The following is a 22,649-nucleotide window of genomic DNA, read 5'->3' as shown; positions in this document are numbered from 1 at the left end:
TTCGAACGAAAGCTGGGTTTAGCTTAACTGGCTGTCCACTAAACCGGCAGCAGCTCACATTTCGAATTCAAGTTTTCAAGTTGGCTTTGAATTCTTTGCGTTTTTATTCCGGAGCGCCGTTGGGTGGGCGTTCGTTTTCAAGTTGAAATATTTCGTTAGATCGGCCCGAAGAGCCCGAATGAAAAAGCGCAATCAGTCCGTTAGCCTTGTGCGAAATTGTCCCCAGGAATGTTTTCAAGTTTGATTTTCATTTCAAGTTCAAGTTTCAGGTTTTCAGGTTCGAGTTTTGGGGACCCACGGGGCTAACGCCGAAGGCCGTAGACACAGGTATCGACGCCCGAGCTGCGAGCATTCGATTTGAAAACACGTAGAGGAAGAGACTGCGATCGAAGGGCCGGATCATTTTTCGCACGAAAGCGTCCAGGAGTTGGCGCGTCTCATAAACATCGCTGCGCAACGTTCTACTTCCCTGATGAGCCACAAAAAGTTCCCTGATACTTTTTCCGAATTCCCTGTTTTTCGAGGCAGGGAAACCATCTCGATATCTTTGAGTTTTCTGACGAATGCGGGCTCGGAAAGTGCCTTCAGACCCAATTTTCGAAAATTTCCCTGTTGTTTTCCCTGAAAGCAGGGAATGGGAACTGAGACCGGTTCGCACCAGACTGCGTCCGCCACCACCCAGTCCGTTATTTCTCAGATTTTCAGAGACTGATGAGAAAGGCCCGCTACTGGCGGGTCCCGTGCTGCTCTCATACATGAGCTATCCACAACAGCACGCGCACCCCTTTGTCATTGAACAAGGACGCGCCGATGTCAGGCGCCGCGGAGAGGGCCGGACGCATTGTCTGCCGTCCGATCCCGGGCGGACTGCACCATCAATATGCCCGGACTTGATGTGCGATAGGGACAACTGGCGAAGGTTGATGCCGCTTCTTGACTGATCTGCGCTGCAGCGCTCGCGCCATACGCCGAACTCGGCTAGTCGAAATCCGTCAGGCCAGATCGCCGTAGGCTTCCAGCGCACGGCGGCGTGCCTCGCCATGCTCGACGATCCTGACGGGATAGCCAGCGATATCGGGCCCGGCTTCCCATGGGCGATGAATGACAGATGGAGGAATGTCTGCGAGCTCCGGAACCCATCGCCGGACATAGTTGCCCTGGGGATCGAATTTTTCTCCCTGGAGAACGGGATTGAATATCCGGAAATAGGGAGCGGCGTCGGCGCCGGAGCCGGCCACCCATTGCCAGTTTGCAGGGTTGTTGGCGGAATCCGCGTCGACGAGCGTGTCCCAGAACCACATTTCGCCCTGTCGCCAGTCGATGAGCAGGTGTTTCACCAGAAAGGAAGCGACGACCATGCGCACGCGGTTGTGCATCCATCCTGTGTCCCACAGTTCGCGCATTCCCGCATCGACGATCGGATAGCCTGTCCTGCCCTGCTGCCATGCCTTGAGCGCGTTCGTGTCATCGCGCCACGGCATCGCGTCGAATTTAGGCTGCAGGTTACGTACCGCCATGTCGGAGTTGTAGTATAGAAGGTGGTAGGAGAATTCGCGCCAGCCCAGTTCGAACTGGAATTTCTCCAGATTGCGGCTCGCGCCGTGTCCTCCCGCGCCGGCAGCGGCGTTGGCAACATGCCACGCCTGACGAGGTGAGATGTTTCCGAAGCGCAAATAGGGCGACAGCCTCGATGTCGAAGACCGGCCAGGATAATCCCGGCAGTCGGCATAGTTCGCCAGGTGCTCATCCGCAAAGCGCTCCAGTTGCGCCTGCGCGCCGGCCTCGCCGGGCTGCCAGGCCGACCGCATGCCGCCAGCCCAATCGGGCGCGGACGGCTCCAAGGCGAGGTCGGCGAGTGCGACCGGGCGGGGCCCGCCCATATCCGGTTCCTTGAAGAAGCGGAGCTTCGAAGGAACGGGTGCCGGCGGTTCGGGTTCTCCGGCATCGTGCGCGGCCCGCCAGAAAGCCGAAAAGACGCGGAACGGTCCGCCCGCTTTGGTCCTGATCGACCAGGGCTCATAAAGCAGGTGGCCGTTGAAGCTGCTGGCTTCAATCTGTTGGGCTTTCAACGCTGTCTTGACAGCTTCGTCTACCTTTCGCTCCGCCGCGCCGTATCTGCGGTTCCAGAAGACCGCCCCCGCATGGAAGCCTTCCACGAGCCTGGGGACGACCGTTGCCGCGGCACCCGCATAAATCGACAGGCGGCCGCCCCGGTCTCCGAGCGTGGCGTCCAGTTTCTGCAACGAGCCGTGCAGCCACCATCGCGCGGCGCCTCCGACAGGGCGCAGCCCTTCGGATTCTTCGTCGTGAATGAAAACGCAAACGATTGGACGGCCGGACTGTGCGGCCGCGCGCAAAGCCGGATTGTCCGAGAGTCGCAGATCGTCGCGAAACCATACGATGACAGGCCGCGCCTCATCGCCGGGTTGCATATTGCCAGTCATTGTCCGGGCTTCGACCATCTAACCGTTCAGGCGCCAGATTTCGAAATTGAGCAGGGCCGCGAAAGCGACCCATGCCGCCAGCGGCGCCAGACAAAGTGCGGCCGAACGGTCCAGCCTGCGAAACCGGTCGATCGTCGCCAGGATGACCAGCAGTTGCGGCACGATGTTCATCAGGCCGGTGAACGGATTGTTGAGGCCGAAGAACAGCCATGACCAAAGCGCATTGAGCGCGAGCTGGACAAAGAACAGCATGAGCGCCGTGCGTCGGTCGGCGTCGTTTCCGGGGGCCTTCAGGATACGCCAGACCGAATATGCCATGAGCAGATAAAGACTCGTCCAGACGGGCGCGAAGATCCAGTTGGGTGGGTTGAACCACGGCTTGGCCAATCCCGCATACCAGGGGGCGAGATTCGGATAGGTCGCCCACTGCCCGAGAAGCGATGCAGCGACAACCGGAAGGATGGCGATCGCGGCTCTCAGCCATGGCGGTTGAAGACGGCTTTCTCGAATTCCCATCGCAGTTCTCTAAGTCAGGTCGGCTCCGGAGCTTCCCCATGGCTTCGTCGCTATAATCGCCGGCGGTCCCTCAAGCGTGGAAGATCGGACGCTGGTTCACCGCGGAACCTGTTCGATATGTGTGGGGCGGTCCGACCGAAATAAAGCACACGCTTTCCCGGAAACGAAACGATATAGCCCGCGCAGCCCGGTGCCTTCACATTCTTGCAAAAACGCGATGCAGAAATACTCAGGTGCGCTGTGACGCCCGATGCCGTTGATGCCATTCGGATGGCGCGGCAAGTCATGCAACAATGATTCTATTTGAGACGACCGGGATTTGAGTTTCTGATGCGACCGATCACGAAGGCAAATCAAGATCGGAAATCAATACTTGGAATCCGTTCGCATCTGACTGTGTCCGCCACCACAGCCCCGTAAATTCGTTAGCCTTGTAAATTCGTGATCATCGCCGATGGCGCCAATCAGCTTCAAACGTCCCGCAACCGGCGGCTCCGGGTGGGCTCCGGAGCCACAAGGGTTTGCTGGAGCATCCAACTCCTGAGAAGGAGGCGTATATAGGCAAGGCGACGAACACGCTCCTCTCGGACGATAAGGGAACTCGCGGGCTCAAGCCTCACTTATGCCTCTTCAAGCCCGCTCGGCTGCCTGAGCACCTTGGGTCTGCCTGGTGCCTGGCTCGGCCGCTGCCCTCGCGCGCTCCATTCCACGCGGGAGTTGCAGCACTGTGGCGATCTGGCCCAAGACCAGACGGGTGAGCAGCACAATCTCGCCATTGGCAAATTCGAACGCATCATGATGGGCCGTCGGCTTGTCGAGCGCGACCTGACGGAAGCGCGCGAGCCGCTCGCCAATCCTGCGCTTCGGCATCAAGGGAAAGTTCGGCTCGGCCTTGACTTCGCCCTCAAACGCAACTTCCGTCCCCGGAAGCAGGCAAATCGCGACGGCTGGCTCGCCGACTTCGGTAAAACCGCGCGTCATCAGTGGGGGAAACCGAGTAATCACCAGTTGCTGGCCGGCGGCGGCGGGGCGGGAAGCAACGTGCTCCAAGCTATAATCACACATCAGAAGCCTCCGTGTTGAGCAAGCCCCCGATCTCCAGCCAACACCTTTGGCTGGATTAAGTTTCGATCCGTCGGCGAAAAACCGTAGTCCCGACCCGGGCCGGTTTCTATTTCTGGCGTTGCGACAGCGCCATCTCCGCAATCGTCAGTATCATCTCAAGATCGCGCTGCATGACATCCTTGTTGTCGCTCTGCAGCGCGAAGCGTGCCAGCGTTCGGATATCGTTCAAGGCTTCCTTTGGATCCAATGGGGGTTCTATATCGCCCATTCAAAGACTCCCCAGATTATACGCCTGTTGACCGGCGTTAACTTGAGGCTAGCCCAGATTGGATCGGCGCACCGCTCCGCACCAGCTATGAGGGTCCCAGCCGCGCGCTACGGCTTGGGTGGGCGCCGGATTGTTCCAATAGTTTGGCGATCCCTCCGAGAAATCGCCGGTACCATTCATCACGTGCCGCGCGTTAGATCCCCGTTTTTCCCGGCGGAGACCTGTCACCAAATCTGATGATAGTCGGAAAACTTCGGTAGTGTCGCATCATAGCGCACCGGCACGATCCACGGCAGCATCAGGCGCATGATCCGGTTGGCGGCCGGGGAGACGAGACGCACATAAAGATCGATGGGGTCGAGCTGATGGCGTAGGTGCAGCTTAGGATCGTAATTCAGCCCGCTGCTGCGGAAGCGCTTGTAGCCATGTGTCATCGCCCAGCTAATTACGTCGCGTGAAATGTAGTGATAAAGATGGAGGTCGAGGGCGAAGTCATAGTCAAGGCCGAGATATTCCGCGAAGATCTCGTCGCTCTCCACCATGCACAGCGCGAATGCAATCAGGGTATTTCCGCGATACCAGATGAAGAAGCGGGTCTTGTCGCTCATCTCGCAACCAAGACGGCGGAAGTAGTCCTTGGTCAGTTTCTCGAAATGAAAATTGGAGCGCTCGTAGGTCTGAAGATAGAGCGGATAGAGCTCGTCGATAAAGCTCGCCGCATTATCGGTTACCGTCATTTTAAGATCGGAACTGTCAGCGGCGCGAAGCTTCTTGCGCAGATCACGACGCGTCTTCGCACTTAACGCATTCTGCATATAGTCATCGAAACTGCGGTAGTCGATGTCGAGCGTCGTCATCGGCATGCTCGGCGCGCGACCGAACCCTTCGCGCTCAAAACACGCAAGATCGCGGCGATCGCCGCGCGGAAATTCTTTGAGCACAATCATTTGCGTCCCCAACGCATGCGCCTGGGCAACGATACCCTGCGCCAAGGTCCCTGCGACGACCGCGGGCGAAAGATACTTGCTGGTCGCAAGATGTCCTTCTCCCGCCGTGCAGCCGAGCATCAGTGTGCGCAGCTTCAAAAAACGCGGATGATGGCGGCGGATGCGCGCGACGAGCGACGAACGATCGAGCTTGACGCCTTCCAGCAAATCCTGGTCGAGCAGAAAATATGGCTGCACTGCAAGCACCCGGCCTGACGCATCGCGGATCGCGAAATAGCCGTACTCAAAGTGATCGCGGATGGTGTCCGCAATGATCTCATAATAGCGGTGATCCTTGCGCTGGCCGGTGAAGGCAATTCGCCACGCCTCGCAGGTTCGCAGTTCGTCGCGGCCGATGGGCGCGATCGAAAGGGATCCAGGATCGGGTATGCGCTGTTCCATGCGCCGTCCGCCTGCTTTGCGCGAGGCCGCCAAGGCGTTGGTGAGCACCCTGACGGCCGTTGCCAGCGCCAAAGGGACGAACAAGATGGCGCCGGTTGCGTTCAACCATACCAGAACGGAAAGCGCGACGGAGCAAATCCGCGTGAGCTTTCAGATCGTGCGGACGAATCATGCGGCCGCGGGGCTTTGCCCGAAGTGTTAAAGGTCGACGGCCACTTTCGTCAGGTCAATGTGGCTCCAAGATCTGCGCCTTATGACGCGCGGTTGAGAAAGATCGGCAGGCCCCGCTTGTTGGCGTAGAGGGGACGATAGCGCGCTGTGTTGTACATGCTGGCCACGTCCAATTTGCGTGGCCCGAGCTTGGCGTCAGGAATGGGCACCAGGTCGTAGTGGCCCTCTACCAGAGCCGACATCAGGCCGGTCCTGCCTTTCAGGACCGCGTCGTAGGCCATGTTGCCGAAAGTCAGGGCAACGAGCTTGTCGATGAAGTCCGGATCGCCCGATCGCAGGTCATAGGTGAGGTCAGAAACGATCGTTTCCTCGCCGGAACGCCGCTTGATCTCGTCAGCAAGTGCTTCGGCCACGTTGGCCTTCTTGCGATGGCCGTAGGCGTCGGGTTCACCGTATTCCTGCGGCCTGTAGCCTTCCCACTCCGCGCCCTCGCTGAGCACGATCAGCGCGTAATTGCTTGGGTTGGCGCGCTTCTCCTCGATAAGCAACCGGATCAGTTTGTCGAGATCGACCTTGTACTCCGGTATGACGCACCGTATCGAGGTCGCGTATGCGGTATAGAGCGCGGTAAATCCGGCATCGCGGCCAAAGATGCGGAAAATGCCGATGCGCTCGTGCGAGCCGACGGTGGTGCGCTGCCGCTGGATGGCATCGCTGGCGCGGGTGATGGCGGTCGAGAAGCCAATGCAGTATTCGGTGTTGCGGACATCGTTATCCATCGTCTTCGGGATGGCGATGATCTCGACGCCGAGTTCGTTGAGCCTGGCCGCATAACTGAGCGTGTCGTCGCCGCCGATGGCGATCAGATGTTCGATGCCCAGTCCTGACAGATTTGCGAGCACCTGGCCGGTCAGGTCCCAACTGGTCTCGCCGTTGGCATTCGTGGTGGCCGGAAAATCAGTGCCGACGAGATGGTCGGGCAAGCTTTTCATTTTGGACGGATTGGTGCGGCTCGAGTGCAGCATGGTGCCGCCATGCCGGTCGACGGTGCGCGTGTTTTCGCGGCTCAGCGGGATGAGATAGTGAGACCTGCTGGCCGGATCCTCGAGATTCAGGTGCGTCAGGGCCTCCCAGCCGCGGCGGAGGCCCACGACCTCGATATCATCCTCGCTGCCGCGATAGGTCACGGTCTTGATGATTGCATTGAGGCCGGGGACGTCGCCACCGCCCGTGAGAATGCCGATGCGTTTTCTCGCCAAGCCCATCTCCCAGCATTGGTATGTCGCAATAACGCAAAGCGTAGCGTTTTTTGACCGTTGGCACCAAGGACTGCCCGCAGCGACAATGCGGTATGTCTTCGTCTTCGCGAAGCGAGCGGGATCGGAACGGCGTCTTCTTCAGCCCACCCCTCAACTAGAGGTGACGAACTGGAGTGGAAATGATGCTCCAGTGCGAGCCATGCGCACTAACGCGGGACCAAGCATCAAGCAGCGCTGTGGTGAAAGGTCGCCAAGGCATTGGAGGCGAACCTTGGCGACCATCGCCAGCACCAAGGGACGAAGAAATAGCGCCGGCTGCGGAGAATCATATCAACGAAACTGACGGCGATGCAAATCTATGGGGCCATGCAAATTCATGTGAGCTTCAGTTCGCACACGTAACCCGCCGGCGCGGAAATCACACCAGCGGATTACTGGACAGGGAGCGAATAATTGAACCAAGCCGAGATCGGAGACGTCGCAACCGGTCTATCGGTAGCATTCAACGTAAAAATCCAAGGCCGGATGCTGCAATGAGTCCGAACCCGATAAAAAATGCTACAAGTCCAAAGCTGCCAGCGGCAAGGAACAGATTATTTGTCGGTCCCTGCGGCATTGGGTCCGGCCTGTCTTCATCCATGATGGTCCTCCTGCTTTTCGGAGACTACACATTGGTTCCACAATGTTCCCAAGCTGCAGAAAGTTCCCTCGCTACAGAAAGATTTCGCCCAGGCGCAAGCGGGAGGTCCGCCCTCCGGGGACGCAGTGGAACTGGCCTGGATGATGAGAGACTGGTGGACAAGGAAGCCCGCCCGGCAGATTGATTCCGGAAATCGGACGTTGCTCCTTGCAAAAGAAAACCAGTGACCACGGGCATGACCACGGGCAATCCAGGGCCGGTGAAGAATCCGCCGGTGAAGAACCCGAAGAGCCTGCCGATTATGGCGGGCTCAATGTCGATATGATTTCGGGATCATAGCGTACTGGATGAAGCGCCTGTCTGAGCAGGCTGACATACACGTTACTCAGTCGCCCTCTGTCGTGCTCTCAAGCGCCAAAATACACCAGATACACCAACACGAAGGCGGCGACGACCAGTCCCGTTCCCGCGAACAGCACATTGCGAACCGTCGGTCCCCGTTCGGCGCCGCGCGCTTCGATTGCTGTCTCAACTATGCGTCCATCTTCTTGGTGCGGCATCGTTCCTCCTGTCGAAGGCTGAAGCCCCGGCTCCCAGGAGCCGGGGCACGTTTGCAAAACTCAATCAGGTCCCACCGCTGTACTCGGTATTTTCCTGGCCCTGTTTCTTATCGGGCATGTCTTCCTGGACGCCCTTTCGGATTTCGGCCTTCCGTTCGGACTCGTTACGCTGCTGCTGTCCCTGAGCCTGCTTCTGACGGTCCTGATCTTGCTTGTTCTGATCTGACATCTGAGCCTCTCCTTTCTGATCTGTTATCGGTCAACCCGCGATCGGGAAATGCGTTCCGATGAAAGTCGGATGCAGTGCACGGCAGGAACCTCGCACCATTGAAGAAAAAAGCCCGCCGGGTGGAAGACACGGCGGGCAAGATCATGTCAAACCACCCTAGAAGCCAATGCGCTGGCAGCGTGTCTGTTCCGATTATTTCCCTGTTCAATTCGGGCGAGTTCGCCGGCCCCTCGATTTTAGCGGCGTTCCCGGCTTTTGGGTTTTCTTCACTGTTCGTTTCAAATGTTGCTGCTGCTTTATTTCGCGCTCCTTTCCGCGAGAGGAAGATGGGAGCGCGAAACGTTCTTCTCATCATCGAGATAAACGTCGAGTGTCGTGAAGAACGCAATAACGGCAATGAAGGAACCACAGTTCCGTTCGGAACGCGTACCGAGCGCACGTTACCTCTACACCCAGCAAGAGGAAGACTGCATGTCAGACGCAAGAAGATGAAGATAGAGAAGGGGGGCGACGAGAACATCAAGTACGCAAAGCCCGGAAGAAGCGACATTCTGCCATAAAAGATAAAAGGCAGAGCAATCGAAAGAACCGCCGGAGAGGGCGTTACGGCGCGATGCTTGCGACCGTTGCTCCATTTTGATGAATCCATTTTTAGCGCCGCCGCTTTGAGGAGTAATTGCAGGCCGCATCATTCGTGAGCTTGCGACAACTCGGCGCCGATGCACGCATCGCTCGTATCGCCACCGAATGAACCCGAATATCCTCGAATATCGGCAGCCTGAACTTGTCATGCTGGCCCAATCCTTGTCGATGAGCCGCCGAGTAAAACCGCCGAGCATAGGTTTATTTCCGGACGGGTTGCGTGATACTTTGATCAGGTAACGCGCAAGTGCAATTGGCAAGGTAGCGCTGATGCAAGGTCCCGGACGGTCCCCGCTGTTCGCCTCCGTGCGCGGCTGGAGCCGCAAGGATCTGGGCGGTGACGCCTTCGCTGGTCTGACACTGGCCGCCATTGCCATCCCCGAGCAGATGGCCACCGCGCGCCTCGGTGACCTCTCCCCCCAAGCCGGCTTCCTCGCTTTCATGGCAGGCACCGTAGCCTTCGCGCTGCTCGGCGCGAGCCGCCACATTTCCGTTGGGGCGGATTCCACCATCACGCCGATCTTCGCGGCGGGCCTCGTGATTCTGGCCGCCTCTGGCTCGCCACATTACCAGGCGCTGGCCGCACTGCTTGCGCTGATGGTCGGCGCCACAGTGACGGTTGCTGGCCTGCTGCGGCTTGGTTGGGTCGCCGATCTGCTCTCGGTGCCGGTCACCGCCGGCTTCCTTGCCGGAATATCGATCCATATTGTTGCGTCCCAGCTTCCCGAACTGCTCGGCCTTCCGTCCGGAAGCGGAGACGTCTTCCACCGCCTCGCAGCGGTCTACGACGGCCTAAGTGACATCAATCCCTATAGCGCCGCCATCGGCGCAGCCGTGTTCGCCGCCGTCGCTTTGTGCGAGCGCATCAGTGCGCGCATTCCCGGTCCCCTGATCGCACTGGCGGCGGCCACGCTGGTGGTGGTCGCCTTCGGTCTGCCGACACGCGGCGTCGCGACCCTCGGTACACTGCCGACCGCCGCGCCTGGCTTGCACCTGCCCGAGGTGACGTTCGAAGACATGCGCACGCTGGTGCCTCTGACCCTTCTGGTTACGATCGTCATCATGGTTCAGACAGCGGCTACAGCGCGTTCCTTCAGCGGCAACGGTGCTTCCGACCCTGACGACGTCAACCGCGATTTCATCGGCGTCGGCGCGGGCAGCCTGCTGTCCGGTTTCATCGGCGCGTTCCCGGTCAATTCCAGTCCGCCCCGGACAGCGATCTCTGTCGAAACCGGCGGTCGCTCGCAGCTCGCCGGCTTGCTGGCCGCAGCCATCGTGTTGGTGCTTGTGCTGTTCGGTACGGAGCCTTTGAAGAACGTGCCGCATGCGGCGCTGGCCGGTATCCTGTTTTTCGTGGCAACGCGGATATTGCGCTGGCAAACCTTCATGGCAACTCTGCGCCAGGCTCCGACGGAATTCTTGCTGATCTTCGCTACCGCGCTCGCGATCGTGGCGCTGCCGATTGAGATCGGCGTCGCCATCGGCATCGGCCTGTCGCTGCTGCACGGCGTGTGGACCATCACCCAGGCGAGAGCGATCGAGCTCGAGCACGTGCCGGGCACCTCCATATGGTGGCCGCCGGACAGCAAGCCGGCGGGCGAGCGGATCGCAGGCGTGCTGGTGGTGGCGTTCCAGGCGCCGCTCTCCTTCGTCAACGCAAATCGCTTCCGCCAGGACTTCCAAGCGATGGTGGAACGGCGCGCGGGAAACTTGAAGCATGTGGTATTCGAAGCCAGCAGCATCATAGATATCGACTATACCGCGGCGCAGACCTTGCGCGAGGTGATCGCCTATTGCCGAGATGCCGGAATGACCTTTTCGATCGCCCGGCTGGAATCGATCAGAGCGCAGAAGGCGCTTTCGCGCTTCGGCATCGCCGCCATGCTGGGTCCGGATGGAATCTACCGCAGCGTCGACGACGCCGTACGCACGCTGACGCATGGACAGCGGGTGGTCGCCATGCCGTCATCTGCTGACGGCAAAGAATGAGCCATGCCCATGAACATCCCGCCGGCATTTGTGAGAATCGGAAGAAGCGGCGCCCTTGCAGCCAAAGATCTTTGTTAGAAACGTATTTTCGATCGATCGGATCAGAACTGCGGATGGGATGGACGACGGGCGCCGAGAGCTGCCGTCCAGTTCGGGATCCAGCCGCCGCCTAATGCCTGAAACAGGCTGCTGGCCGCGAGCAGTTTTGTCAGTCGCACCTGGATCAGGTTGTTCTCCGCTGTGAAAAGGGTCTGCTGGGTCTGCAGCACGGTGATGAGGTTGACCGTGCCGCCGCGCAACTGCGTCTCGGCGACATCGAACGCCTTGCGGGATGCCGCCACGACCTCAGCCTGCAGCCGCTCCTGCCTGGTATACTGGTGAAGAGCGACGAGGGCCTTCTCGACGTCGGCGAAGGCGGACAGCACGGCCTTGCGATACGCTTGCAGATATTGAAGCTGTACGCCCTTCGCCTGCTTCAACTGGCTTTCGAGCAGGAAGCCGTCGAAGATCGGCTGGGTCAGACTGGCCGCGAGCGTGTAGTACCATCCACCCGGTCCGAACAGCGATGCCAGCGCTGCGCTTTGCGATCCGGTCTGGCCGGTGAGCTGGATTTGCGGAAAAAATGCAGCGCGCGCGGCTTCAACGCTGAAATTGGACGACGCAAGCTGCGCTTCGGCCTGGCGGACGTCAGGCCTTTGATACAGAAGTTCCGAAGGCAGGCCGGGTGTAATTCGAGGAACGGTGATTTGCGTTGTTGTTCCCCCGGTCACCTTGAAATCGGCCGGCGCGCGCGCAATGAGGACCGCAAGAGCGGCCATGTTCTGTCGCATCGTCACTTCAAGCGGCGGAATGGCGGCGCGCTGCGTCGCCACCAGCGCTTCCTGTTGCGAGACGTCGAGTTGCGATGCAGTGCCGCCGGCGAATTGCTTCTTGATGAGATCGAGGATGCGCTCGGCTGCCGCGAGATTGCGACGGGTGACGCGCAGTTGATCCTGCGCCGCCAAAATCTGGAAATAGGTATTGGCGACGGTCACGACCGTCGTGAGGGTTACGACGTCGCGATTGTATCGGGCGACCGTTGCATTTTCCTCGGATGCATAGAGCGCCGCGCGGTTCTTGCCCCAGAAGTCGAGCATGTAGCTCGCGGTGAGGCCGACGTTGAATTGCGAAAACTGGAACGAAGGCATTGCGGTGCCGCCGGTCGAGGAGGCCGCGCTGCGCGCGCGTTCAGCGTTCGCTGTTCCGGTGATCGATGGCAACAGCGGCGCGCCCGCGATGCCGACCTGCGCATCGGCCTGGATGATCTGCGCGTAGGCCACGGCGATATCCAGATTTGCCGTCTGCGCTGCTTCCATCAGCGAGGTCAATTCGCTGGATCGAAATCCGCGCCACCAGTCGAGTGACGGCACGGCCGCGTCTGGCGTGACCGATGATGCCTCACGGTATTTCGCCGGGATCTGGAGATCTAGCGCGGGCCGGTCGCTGCCGAGAATGCATCCGCACAGGGATGGCGCGAGCAGCGCGAGTGAGAGCAGCGGCGCGATAGATCGCGCGCGGCCGTGTCGTGTGGCTGCGCGGACGGACCTTTCTATCTCGCTGTACATCTGGGCCCCAAACGCATTGTCGATGTAATCGTGTCTTAACTCTTGCGCGGCGGCAAGAGTGCGGCCTCACCGATCTCCAGATCACCACTACGATGTCGCTCATTGTGTTGTCGGCAAGCCACATGCACTGTCATTCCCCGGGCTGCGCCTGCGGCGGGATCGTGTGCTGACGGCCGGTTTTGAGGCGCTGCGACCATAGCCGGAAACGATCGAGATAGAGATAGATGACGGGCGTGGTATAGAGCGTCAGCATTTGACTGAGGATGAGGCCGCCGACGATTGCGATTCCGAGCGGCCGCCGCAACTCGCTGCCTTCGCCCATGCCGATCGCGAGCGGCAGCGCGCCGAGCAGTGCGGCCATCGTCGTCATCATGATCGGTCGGAACCGGATCAGGCTGGCCTCGTAGATCGCGTCGAATGAGGACAAGCCGCGCGTGCGTTCGGCCTCAAGCGCAAAGTCGATCATCATGATTGCGTTTTTCTTCACGATGCCGATCAGCAGGATGATGCCGATCAGCGACATGATGCTGAATTCGGTATTGAACGCCATCAGCGCCAGCAGCGCGCCGACGCCCGCAGATGGCAGAGTGGACAAAATCGTCAGAGGATGGACATAGCTTTCATAGAGCATGCCGAGGACGATATAGATCGTCAAAAGCGCAGCGAGAATCAGGAAGGGCTGATTGTTGAGCGAATCCCGGAATATCTTCGCGGTGCCCTGAAAGCTGCCGTGGATCGTCGCCGGAACGCCGATCCGATTCATCGTCGCCTCGATCGCGGCGGTTGCGGCGCTCAGCGATACGTTCGGCGGGAGATTGAACGAAATGGTATTCGCGACCAGAAGTCCCTGATGGTTGATCGCGAGCGGCGTTGCGCCGCGTGCGAAGCGAGCGACGGCGGAAAGTGGAATCATCGTTTCCTGTGCGGTGCTCACCGCGGAGCCTGTCGAGGAGACACCTTTGCCGGTTGCGCCGATCGAGTTGGTCGCGAGGTTGCGAACGGCATTGGCCGAATTTGCCGACGCCGATTGTCCCGGCGCGACTATCGTTCCTGTAATGGCGTTGGTCGCCTGCGAGCCGCCGACGGCGCCGCCCGAGGTGCTGATGAAGACGTTCTTCAACGTTTCCGGATTTTGCCAGTAACGCGGCGCCACCTCCATGACGACGTGATACTGGTTGCGTGTGACATAGATGGTGGAGACCTGACGCTGGCCAAAAGCATCGTAGAGCGTGTTATCGATCTGGCTGACTGTGATTCCGAGTTGCGCGGCGGCATCGCGATCGATCACGAGGTTGGACTCGAGGCCTTTGTTTTGCTGGTCGCTGTTGACGTCGGCAATGATGGAATCGTGCTGAAGTGCGGCAGTGATTTTTGGCGTCCACTCATTGAGTTCTTCCAGCGAGGGACTTTGCAGCGTGTATTGATACTGCGCGGCGCTGGCGCGCCCTCCGGCCCCAATGTCCTGCACGGCTTGAAGATAGAGCGTCGCGCCCGGCACGACGGCGAGTTCGCCGCGCAGGCGGGCAATGACGCGATCTGCAGGAATCCTGCGTTTGTCGCGCGGCTGCAACGAGACGAACATGAATCCCGAATTGGTCTGGCTGCCGCCGGTGAAGCCGACGACGGTCTCGACCGCGGGGTCTTTCTTCAGGATGCTGACGAACTGCGTGAGTTTCTGCTGCATCAATTGAAAGGAGATGCTCTGGTCCGCCTGGATAATGCCGATCAGCCGCCCCGTATCCTGCTGGGGGAAAAAGCCCTTCGGAATGATGTCATACAGGTAGAAATTAAGTCCGAGGACCGCGAGCAGGACCGCCATCACCGAGCGCGGATGGCGGAGCGCGACCGCGAGCGTGCTCCGGTAGCCGCTCAGCATCTTCTCGAAAGCACGCTCGCTGGCCTGGTGGAGTCGCCCATGTCCGCGACCGGTATCCTTGCGAAGCAGTATGGCGCACATCATCGGAGTGGTCGCCAGCGAAATTACCAGAGAAAGCAAAATCGCGATCGTGATCGTCATCGCGAATTCGCGAAACAGCCGGCCTACGATGCCGCCCATCAGCAGAATCGGAATGAAGACCGCGATCAGCGACACGCTCATTGAAAGCACGGTAAAGCCGACTTCCTTCGCGCCGAGCAGAGCTGCGTCGAGTCGGGACATCCCGGCCTCGATGTGGCGCGTGACGTTTTCGAGAACGACGATGGCGTCGTCCACGACGAAGCCGGCCGCGACCGTGAGCGCCATCAGTGAGAGGTTGTCGAGGCTGTAGCCGATCAAATACATCACCGCGAAAGTCGCGGTTAGCGAAACCGATACCGCGACGACAGGGATCAGCGTCGCGCGGCCGTTGCGCAGGAAGAGGAAGACCACGACAACCACCAGAAAGACAGCCAGTAGCAACGTGATTTCGACGTCATGCAGGGATGATCTGATGGTGGTGGATCGGTCTACGGCGACGTCGATGTCGATGGCCGGCGATACCGACGCGCGCAATTGGGGCAGCAGCGCAATCACGCGATCGACGATGCCGATGATGTTGGCGCCAGGCTGCCGGTAAAGGATGATGAGGACGGCTGGCTTGCCGTTGGCCAGGCCTGCGTTGCGAAGGTTCTCGACCGAGTCGGTCACTTCACCGATATCGGAGAGGCGAACGGCCGCGCCATTGCGATAGGCGATCACCAGCGACTTGTATTGCTGCGCCTCGTTGGCCTGATCGTTCGCATAAATCTGGTAACGTCGGTTTCCGACGTCGATGCCGCCTTTCGGGCTGTGCGCGTTGGCGCTAGAAATCGCGGCGCGGACATCCTCAAGCCCGATGCCATACTTGTAGAGCGCTTGCGGTATGAGTTCGACCCGCACCGCCGGGAGCGAACTGCCGCCGACCGTGACCTCGCCGATGCCTTCGACCTGCGACAGTTTTTGCGACAGCACCGTCGATGCGGCATCGTATAGCTTGCCGCGTTCCAGCGTGTTGGAGGTCAGCGTCAGCACCATGATCGGCGCGTCGGCCGGGTTGACTTTGCGATAGGTCGGGTTGGCGCGGAGGCTGGTCGGCAAGTCCGCGCGAGCAGCGTTGATGGCCGCCTGCACGTCGCGCGCAGCGCCGTCGATGTTGCGACTGAGGCCGAATTGCAACGTGATGCGCGTCGACCCCATCGTGCTCACCGACGTCATTTCGGTGACGTCTGCGATCTGGCCCAGGTGTCGCTCGAGCGGGCTCGCGACCGTGGTGGCGACATCCTGCGGACTGCCGCCCGGCAGGGCGGCACGCACCGAGATTGTCGGAAATTCGACCTCAGGCAGCGGCGAGACCGGAAGTTTGAAGAAAGCGACGATTCCCACAGCCGCGAGCCCGATGGTCAGCAGCGTCGTAGCGACCGGGCGGCGGATGAAGGGGCTCGACAGGCTCACGGCTCGACACCGTCGGCGGCTTGCTGGTCGCTGAGCGATTGCCCCGAGATACGCAGGGCGATGCGGTCGAACCAGAGGTAAATCACCGGCGTGGTGAACAGCGTCAACAACTGGCTCACCAACAAACCGCCGACGATGGAGATGCCGAGCGGATGCCGCAGTTCGGAGCCTGCGCCGGTCCCCAGCATCAACGGCAATGCGCCGAGCACGGCGGCCATTGTAGTCATCAGAATGGGACGGAACCGCAACAGACAAGCCTGATAGATCGCTTCACGCGGCGGCTTGCCTTCGTTCCGTTCGGCATCGAGCGCGAAGTCGATCATCATGATGGCGTTTTTCTTCACGATGCCGATGAGCAGGATGATGCCGATGATTGCGACGATGGTGAGATCCTGTCCGGCGACCATCAGCGCCAGCAGCGCGCCGATGCCGGCAGAGGGCAGCGTCGAAAGAATGGTGAGCGGGTGAATGAAGCTCTCATAGAGTACGCCCAGCACGATATAGACCGTGATGATGGCTGCCAGAATCAGGAATATCTGGTTTGAAAGCGAAGACTGAAACGCCAGTGCCGCGCCCTGGAACGAACTGATGATGCTCGGCGGCAATCCGATGTCAGCCTGCGCCTGTTTGATCGCTGCCACAGCCTCACCCAGCGATGCGCCCGGCGCGAGATTGAACGAGACGGTCGTCGCGGGAAACTGGCCGAGATGAGCCACCTGCAGCGGCGCGGTTTCCTCCCTTATCCTCGCCATGGCCGAAAGCGGCACCGGCTTGCTGCCGACCGAGGATGGAAGATATATCGACGACAGCGACTGCAGCGAGGTTTGCAGCGCCGGATCGGCTTCGAGTATCACGCGATACTGGTTCGAATTGGTGAAGATCGTCGAGACGATCCGTTGCCCGTAGGAATCATAAAGCGCGTTATCGATGGTGGCGGGCGTGATGCCGAACCGGGCGGCCTGATCGCGGTCGATGTCGACGAACACCGTCAGCCCCCGTGCGGAAATATCGCTGGAGACATCGGCGAGCTGCGGCAGTTCGTTCAGCCGGTCTATCAGTTTGGGCGTCCATTCGGTGAGTTGCGCCGCATCGGCGTCTTCGAGCATGAATTGATATTGGGTTCTGCTGACGGTGCCTTCGATGGTCAGGTCCTGCACCGGCTGCATGTAGAGAGTGATGCCGGGAAGGGCGGCTGCGCGAGTTTTGATGCGCCGCATCACCGCGACGATGCCGGATCGACGTTGATCATGGGGCTTGAGATTGATCAGGATGCGGCCGCTGTTCAGCGTCGTATTGGTGCCGTCAACGCCGATGAACGACGACAGGCTGGCGACATCCGGATCTTCGAGGATGGTGGAAGCCAATTGCTGCTGGCGTTCGGCCATCGCCGCGAAGGATACGGATTGCGGCGCCTCCGAGATCGCCTGGATGACGCCGGTGTCCTGAAGCGGGAAGAATCCCTTGGGAATGAGAATGTAGAGTGCGCCCGTCAACGCGAAGGTGCCCAGCGCGACCAGCAGCACGAAGGTCTGACGATCCAGCATCCAGTTGAGCGCGCGGCCGTAACCCGCGATCAGCCGGGCGAGGGCATCTCGGCTGTAACGCTGGAAGGCGTTTTCGCGCCGGTCGGCCGCGCGTTTCAACAGTTTTGCGCACGCCATCGGCACAAGCGTCAGCGAGGCCACGCCCGAGATCAGGATCGTGACCGAAAGCGTTATGGCGAATTCGCGGAACAGCCGCCCGACCACGTCGCCCATGAACAGCAGCGGAATCAGCACCGCGATCAACGAGACCGTGAGCGAGATGATGGTGAAGCCGATCTGTTCCGAGCCGCGCAGCGCGGCTTGCAGTGGTGTCTCGCCTTCCTCGATATAGCGCGAAATGTTTTCGATCACGACGATTGCGTCGTCGACCACGAAGCCGGTCGCGATCGTCAACGCCATCAGCGAGAGATTGTTGAGGCTGAATCCGAACAGGTACATCGCGCCGAGCGTGCCGACCAGCGACAGCGGCACCGAAAGGCTCGGAATCAAGGTTGCCCGCGTGCTGCGGAGAAAGACGAAGATCACCAGCACAACCAGAATCACTGCGAGCGCGAGTTCGTACTCGACGTCCCGTACCGATGCGCGGATGGTGACGGTGCGATCGGTGAGAACGTGGACGTCGATGGTGCTGGGCAGCGAAGCCTGCAGTTGCGGCAGCAGCGCCTTGATGCCGTCGGCGACGGAAATCACATTGGCGCCCGGTTGCCGCTGAATGTTCAGGATGACCGCCGGAGTCTTGTTCATCCAGGCGCCGAGCTTGTCGTTCTGCGCACCCTCGATTACGTCGCCGACATCCGAGAGGCGCACCGGCGAGCCGTTCTTGTAGGCAACGATCAGCGACTTGTAGTCGGCTGCATTGCGGATCTGGTCGTTGGCGTTGATGGTGGAGGCGCGCATCGGCCCGTCAAAGTTTCCCTTGGGCGTATTGACGTTGGCGTTGCCGAGCGTCGTGCGCAGATCGTCGATGTTCAATCCGTAAGCGGCAAGTTTGCGGATGTCGGCGCGAATTCGTACGGCGGGCCGTTGTCCGCCGCTGATGCTGACGAGTCCGACCCCTGGAAGCTGAGAGATCTTCTGCGCCAGTCGCGTGTCGGCAAAATCCTCGACCTGCGTCAGGGGCATCGTTGCCGAGGTCAATCCCAACGTCAGGATCGGCGCGTCGGCGGGATTGACCTTGGCGTAAATCGGCGGGGCGGGCAGGTCGGACGGGAGCAGATTGCCGGCCGCATTGATCGCCGCCTGCACCTCCTGCTCGGCGACGTCGAGCGAAATGTTAAGCCCGAATTGCAGCGTGATGACCGAGGCTCCGGCCGAACTCACCGAACTCATCTGCGTGAGGTTCGGCATCTGGCCGAGTTGTACTTCCAGCGGCGCGGTGACGGAGGATGTCATGATATCCGGGCTCGCGCCCGGATAGAACGTCTGCACCTGGATGGTCGGATAATCGACCTCGGGAAGCGCTGCGACCGGCAGGAAGCGAAAGGCGATCAAGCCGGACAGCATGATCGCCACCATCAGGAGCGTTGTGGCCACCGGCCTCAGGATAAAAGGTCGCGACGGACTCATCGTTTCCCGCTATCCGGATGTCGTTCATTGCCGGGGGCGTTACCTGACGCAGGATTCGCGCTGCTGCCGGCTGGCTCCGCGCGGACGGCGACCTTGGCGCCGTCGCGTAGTTTGTCGGCGCCATCGATCACGACGCGGTCTCCGGGCGACAAGCCCGATAAAACCTCGACGCGCTCGCCGTCAGTCACACCGAGCGAAACCTTGCGGACGGATACAGTGCTGTCCGGATTGACGAGATAGACGAAGGTGCCGGGAACGCCGCGCTGAACGCCGGCTGTCGGCATCACAACGACGTTGCCATGGACATCAACCAGAAGCCGGACGTTGACGAACTGGTTCGGATAGAGGGTGCGTGCAGGGTTTGGAAACAATGCCCGCAGCTTGATGGTGCCGGTGGTCGGGTCGATCTGGCTGTCGAAGGTCTGGAGCGTGCCGTCGGCGATCTTGTGTGAATCGCTGCGGTCAAAGGTGGTGGTGGGCAGAGAGGCGCCCGCCTGCAGGCGCTTTGCAATCGCCTGCAGGTTGTCCTCCGGCACCGTGAACAGGACGCTGATCGGGTCCAACTGCGTAATGACGACGAGGCCGTTGGTGTCACCCGGCGTGACGTAGTTGCCTTGATCGACCTGGCGCAGGCCGACCCGGCCGTCGATCGGCGAGACGATGTGGCAGTATTGCAGATTGACCTGCGCGGCTTTCACCGCAGCGGTGTCGGCCTCGACAGTGCCTTGATACTGGGCGACCAGCGCCACTTGGGTATCGAGCGTCTGGTGCGGCACCGCGTTCTGCGCAGCCAGTCCCTGATAGCGGGTCAGATCGACCTTGGCGCCCTTTAGCAGAGCTTGGTCACGTGTCAGATTTCCACTCGCTTGAGCCAGCGCGGCTTCGTAAGGACGCGGGTCGATCTCGGCAAGCAGGTCGCCTTTCTTGACTTCTTGCCCTTCCTTGAAATCGATCTTTATCAAATAGCCGCTGATCTGGGTTCTGACGGTAACCGTGGCCAGCGACGTAACGGTACCGAGCGCATTGAGGTTGATTCCGATGTCGCCTTTGCCGGCAGCCTGGACCGCCACCGATGTGGGCGGCGCGACGCGGCCTTTACCCGCCGCGCGCTGGGTTTGCTGATGCTGTCGCCACAGCAGGGCGCCGACGCCTGCCACGAGAACCAGCAGAGCGAACCAGGCGAAGCGCCGTCGCGACGTGCGCGGACCTTTCTGAACGGACTCGGCGAGCGGGGGTTTGTGAGCGGGGTCTACGGGCTGGTCCATGAGTTCGCCGTCGAGGTATTCATAAACTTTGCACAGAGGCCACCGAACTTTCGTGGTTCTGGCAACGACTTGCAGTTAACCCGGGCAGCGACAACTCGGGCGCTTGTACCGAGCCTATCACAACTGAAATGGACCGCCCTTGCGATTATTGCGTTAATTCTCCGTAACAAGGCCAATGCGGGAATAGGGTCGTTGCAGTCGATGTCATCCGATGCTTCGACAACGGCAGCGGCGCGCAATCCCGGTTCGATCAACTTTGCTTATCCCGATAGTCGCTCCCTCTAACGCGGTTTTCGAGTTTCAGGAGCGATCGCGGGCATTCCGCCAAAGCCTTGCAGCGCGGCGGCCGACATTGTGCGAGCGGCGATTTCATTATATTCATATAAACACAATGACGGGGAGCGCAGGTATGCGCAGGGCAAGGGTGTGGGATCCGACGTCGGGTGCATCGGCGTCGGTTGCTGCTGCGGCGGGATTTGCCAAAGCGCAGGACGTCGCGATGCCCGCCTGCGCCACTTTGGTCGCGTCCGCAGAAAAACTCGCGCCTTGGACGGACCAGTCTCAATCGCTAGCGGCCGAGAACAACGCGAGCGCGTCACGCACGTGCATGCCATGATCCCCGTGTCGGTCCAACACAAATTGCTGGTATGGCTGTCAACCGGATCCCTGCTGATATTATTCTCAGCCGGGCTTCTGTCGAAAGCGTCGGAGCCCGTATGGCGCTGGACGCTGCCTGCCGGAGTTTCGGCGCCACCGATCCCGGCCGACAATCCCATGACCGCCGCAAAGGTGGAGCTTGGCAGGCGGTTGTTCTACGATGCCGACCTCTCGGCGGACGGCACGATGTCCTGCGCTACCTGCCACGAGCAGAAGCATGCTTTTGCCGATGGCAACCGCACCCATCCCGGTGTGACCGACGAGCCGGCGCGGCGCAATGTCCCGGGGCTCGCCAATGTTGCCTGGTTCACGCCGCTGACGTTCGCGGACCCGGCGAACACGACGCTCGAGGCGCAGGTAGCGTCACCGGTATTCGGCATCCGTCCCGTCGAAATGGGTATGGCAGGACGCGAGGCCGAGATCGGCGTGCGGCTCGGGCGCGATAGTTGCTACCAGGTGATGTTCGCGCGCGCCTTTCCTGAAAATGGCGGCCGCATCGACTTTGCCAACGTGGCGCGCGCGCTGGCGAGCTTCGAGCGCACGCTTGTGTCCCATGGCAGCGCCTGGGACCGGCAGCAGCTAAGCCCGGATGCGAAGATAGGTTCAACCCTGTTTGCCCGCGATTGCGCGGCCTGTCATTCGGGGCCGCACTTCACGGATTCGGCCATGCACCGGCTGGAGGCGGCCGATCCCACATTTGCCGATCAGGGCTTGTTCGAGAAAACCGGAATCGACGCCGACCGCGGCAGGTTCCGCACGCCCTCGCTGCGCAACGTCACGCTGACGGGGCCGTGGTGGCACGATGGATCGGCGCGGTCGCTTGCGGATGCTATCGCAAGGCATGGCCTGACCCATGAGCCGGCCGAAACGAATCATTTGATTGCGTTTCTTGAGTCGCTCTCCGATCCCGAATTCATCCGGCGCAAATCGCTTGGTATGCCCAGCGAGGCTTGCGGCAAGCCTCTCTAAGCTTTCCGCTTCTGATTCCATCAGAAGCAGACAGGCTCTGCAGAAATCCACGCTGCTCCTTCCGTCGCCGGCAGCACGTTTCAGAACCAGCCCTTGGAAAAATCGCTCTATGCCTTTTCGCGGCCGATGCTGCTGTAGAGGAAACCCAGTTCCGCCATTTCATCGGGCCGATAGACGTTGCGCAGATCGACCATGACCGGTTGTTTCATGATGCGCTTCAGGCGCTGCAGGTCGAGCGCGCGGAACTGGACCCATTCGGTCACGATCACCAGCGCGTTGGCGCCCTCCGCGCAGGCATAGGCGTTTTCGCAATACTCGATATCGGGAAGCTCCCGCCGCGCCTCCTTCATGCTCGCGGGGTCGAAGGCACGGACCTTCGCGCCCATGTCGCAGAGGCCCGTTATCAGCGGGATCGACGGTGCCTCGCGCATGTCGTCGGTATCCGGCTTGAACGCCAGCCCCAG

Annotated in this window: 18 protein-coding genes; 4 read left to right on the top strand and 14 right to left on the bottom strand. The window is 60.4% G+C overall.

Features of this window, described 5'->3' with window-relative positions; genetic code table 11:
* Positions 1 to 992: 992 nt before the first annotated feature.
* The 5 genes from BGN91_RS16385 to BGN91_RS16360 all read right to left on the bottom strand — a co-directional run bounded on the left by BGN91_RS16385 (position 993) and on the right by BGN91_RS16360 (position 5,447).
* A complete protein-coding gene (locus BGN91_RS16385; RefSeq protein WP_292614985.1) occupies positions 993 to 2,444 on the bottom strand; it encodes a deoxyribodipyrimidine photo-lyase in 1,452 nt (483 codons plus the stop codon).
* An 18-nt stretch (positions 2,445 to 2,462) separates the two neighbouring features.
* Positions 2,463 to 2,960 carry a TspO/MBR family protein gene (locus BGN91_RS16380; RefSeq protein ID WP_292614984.1) on the bottom strand — a complete coding sequence of 166 codons (498 nt, stop codon included), beginning with the start codon at positions 2,958 to 2,960 and terminating at the stop codon, positions 2,463 to 2,465.
* Between the two features lie 630 nt (positions 2,961 to 3,590).
* Positions 3,591 to 4,025: a hypothetical protein gene (locus BGN91_RS16370; RefSeq protein WP_292614982.1), complete on the bottom strand. Its 435-nt coding sequence runs from the start codon at positions 4,023 to 4,025 to the stop codon at positions 3,591 to 3,593.
* Between the two features lie 106 nt (positions 4,026 to 4,131).
* Entirely contained in the window at positions 4,132 to 4,254 is a 123-nt protein-coding gene (locus BGN91_RS16365; RefSeq protein ID WP_292614979.1) for a hypothetical protein, read from the bottom strand.
* Positions 4,255 to 4,517: 263 nt separating this feature from the next.
* Entirely contained in the window at positions 4,518 to 5,447 is a 930-nt protein-coding gene (locus BGN91_RS16360; protein WP_366408692.1) for a GNAT family N-acetyltransferase, read from the bottom strand.
* 127 nt (positions 5,448 to 5,574) lie between these two features.
* Between BGN91_RS16360 and BGN91_RS16355 the strand changes: the two genes are divergently transcribed.
* Positions 5,575 to 5,883: a hypothetical protein gene (locus BGN91_RS16355; RefSeq protein ID WP_292614987.1), complete on the top strand. Its 309-nt coding sequence runs from the start codon at positions 5,575 to 5,577 to the stop codon at positions 5,881 to 5,883.
* 49 nt (positions 5,884 to 5,932) lie between these two features.
* Here BGN91_RS16355 and BGN91_RS16350 read toward each other — a convergent pair whose 3' ends face one another.
* The 4 genes from BGN91_RS16350 to BGN91_RS16335 all read right to left on the bottom strand — a co-directional run bounded on the left by BGN91_RS16350 (position 5,933) and on the right by BGN91_RS16335 (position 8,540).
* Positions 5,933 to 7,117: a 6-phosphofructokinase gene (locus BGN91_RS16350; RefSeq protein WP_292614975.1), complete on the bottom strand. Its 1,185-nt coding sequence runs from the start codon at positions 7,115 to 7,117 to the stop codon at positions 5,933 to 5,935.
* Between the two features lie 496 nt (positions 7,118 to 7,613).
* Positions 7,614 to 7,751 carry a hypothetical protein gene (locus tag BGN91_RS16345; protein ID WP_292614973.1) on the bottom strand — a complete coding sequence of 46 codons (138 nt, stop codon included), beginning with the start codon at positions 7,749 to 7,751 and terminating at the stop codon, positions 7,614 to 7,616.
* Between the two features lie 407 nt (positions 7,752 to 8,158).
* On the bottom strand, positions 8,159 to 8,311 hold the full coding sequence (locus BGN91_RS16340; protein ID WP_292614971.1) for a hypothetical protein: 153 nt from the start codon (positions 8,309 to 8,311) through the stop codon (positions 8,159 to 8,161).
* Between the two features lie 64 nt (positions 8,312 to 8,375).
* A complete protein-coding gene (locus tag BGN91_RS16335) occupies positions 8,376 to 8,540 on the bottom strand; it encodes a hypothetical protein (protein ID WP_292614969.1) in 165 nt (54 codons plus the stop codon).
* 98 nt (positions 8,541 to 8,638) lie between these two features.
* On the opposite strand from BGN91_RS16335, the gene BGN91_RS16330 reads away from it, so the two are divergent.
* Both BGN91_RS16330 and BGN91_RS16325 read left to right on the top strand, forming a co-directional pair.
* Positions 8,639 to 9,100, top strand: a complete 462-nt coding sequence (locus BGN91_RS16330) for a hypothetical protein (RefSeq protein WP_292614967.1) — start codon at positions 8,639 to 8,641, stop codon at positions 9,098 to 9,100.
* A gap of 352 nt (positions 9,101 to 9,452) precedes the next feature.
* Entirely contained in the window at positions 9,453 to 11,171 is a 1,719-nt protein-coding gene (locus BGN91_RS16325; RefSeq protein WP_292614965.1) for a SulP family inorganic anion transporter, read from the top strand.
* Between the two features lie 101 nt (positions 11,172 to 11,272).
* Here BGN91_RS16325 and BGN91_RS16320 read toward each other — a convergent pair whose 3' ends face one another.
* From BGN91_RS16320 to BGN91_RS16305, 4 genes are all read right to left on the bottom strand, one after another.
* A complete protein-coding gene (locus BGN91_RS16320) occupies positions 11,273 to 12,775 on the bottom strand; it encodes an efflux transporter outer membrane subunit (protein ID WP_292614964.1) in 1,503 nt (500 codons plus the stop codon).
* 130 nt (positions 12,776 to 12,905) lie between these two features.
* A complete protein-coding gene (locus BGN91_RS16315; protein WP_292614962.1) occupies positions 12,906 to 16,184 on the bottom strand; it encodes an efflux RND transporter permease subunit in 3,279 nt (1,092 codons plus the stop codon).
* Positions 16,181 to 19,294, bottom strand: coding sequence for an MdtB/MuxB family multidrug efflux RND transporter permease subunit (locus BGN91_RS16310; protein WP_292614960.1), 3,114 nt, complete (start codon positions 19,292 to 19,294; stop codon positions 16,181 to 16,183). Before BGN91_RS16310 ends, BGN91_RS16315 begins: the two co-directional genes overlap by 4 nt.
* The gene (locus BGN91_RS16305) at positions 19,291 to 20,559 is read right to left on the bottom strand and encodes an MdtA/MuxA family multidrug efflux RND transporter periplasmic adaptor subunit (RefSeq protein WP_292614958.1); all 1,269 of its coding nucleotides are present in this window, start codon (positions 20,557 to 20,559) and stop codon (positions 19,291 to 19,293) included. Before BGN91_RS16305 ends, BGN91_RS16310 begins: the two co-directional genes overlap by 4 nt.
* Positions 20,560 to 20,913: 354 nt before the next feature.
* On the opposite strand from BGN91_RS16305, the gene BGN91_RS16300 reads away from it, so the two are divergent.
* The gene (locus tag BGN91_RS16300; protein WP_292614956.1) at positions 20,914 to 22,185 is read left to right on the top strand and encodes a cytochrome c peroxidase; all 1,272 of its coding nucleotides are present in this window, start codon (positions 20,914 to 20,916) and stop codon (positions 22,183 to 22,185) included.
* Between the two features lie 107 nt (positions 22,186 to 22,292).
* Here the strand turns inward: BGN91_RS16300 and BGN91_RS16295 are convergent.
* Positions 22,293 to 22,649 (bottom strand): UDP binding domain-containing protein (locus BGN91_RS16295; RefSeq protein ID WP_292614954.1); only part of this gene is annotated, 357 nt, incomplete at its 5' end.

It is taken from the genome of Nitrobacter sp. 62-13 (genome assembly GCF_001896955.1).
Taxonomy (GTDB): Bacteria; Pseudomonadota; Alphaproteobacteria; order Rhizobiales; family Xanthobacteraceae; genus Nitrobacter.
Note: the sequence above shows the minus strand (reverse complement) of the source record. Positions and strands in the feature narration are given on the sequence as shown.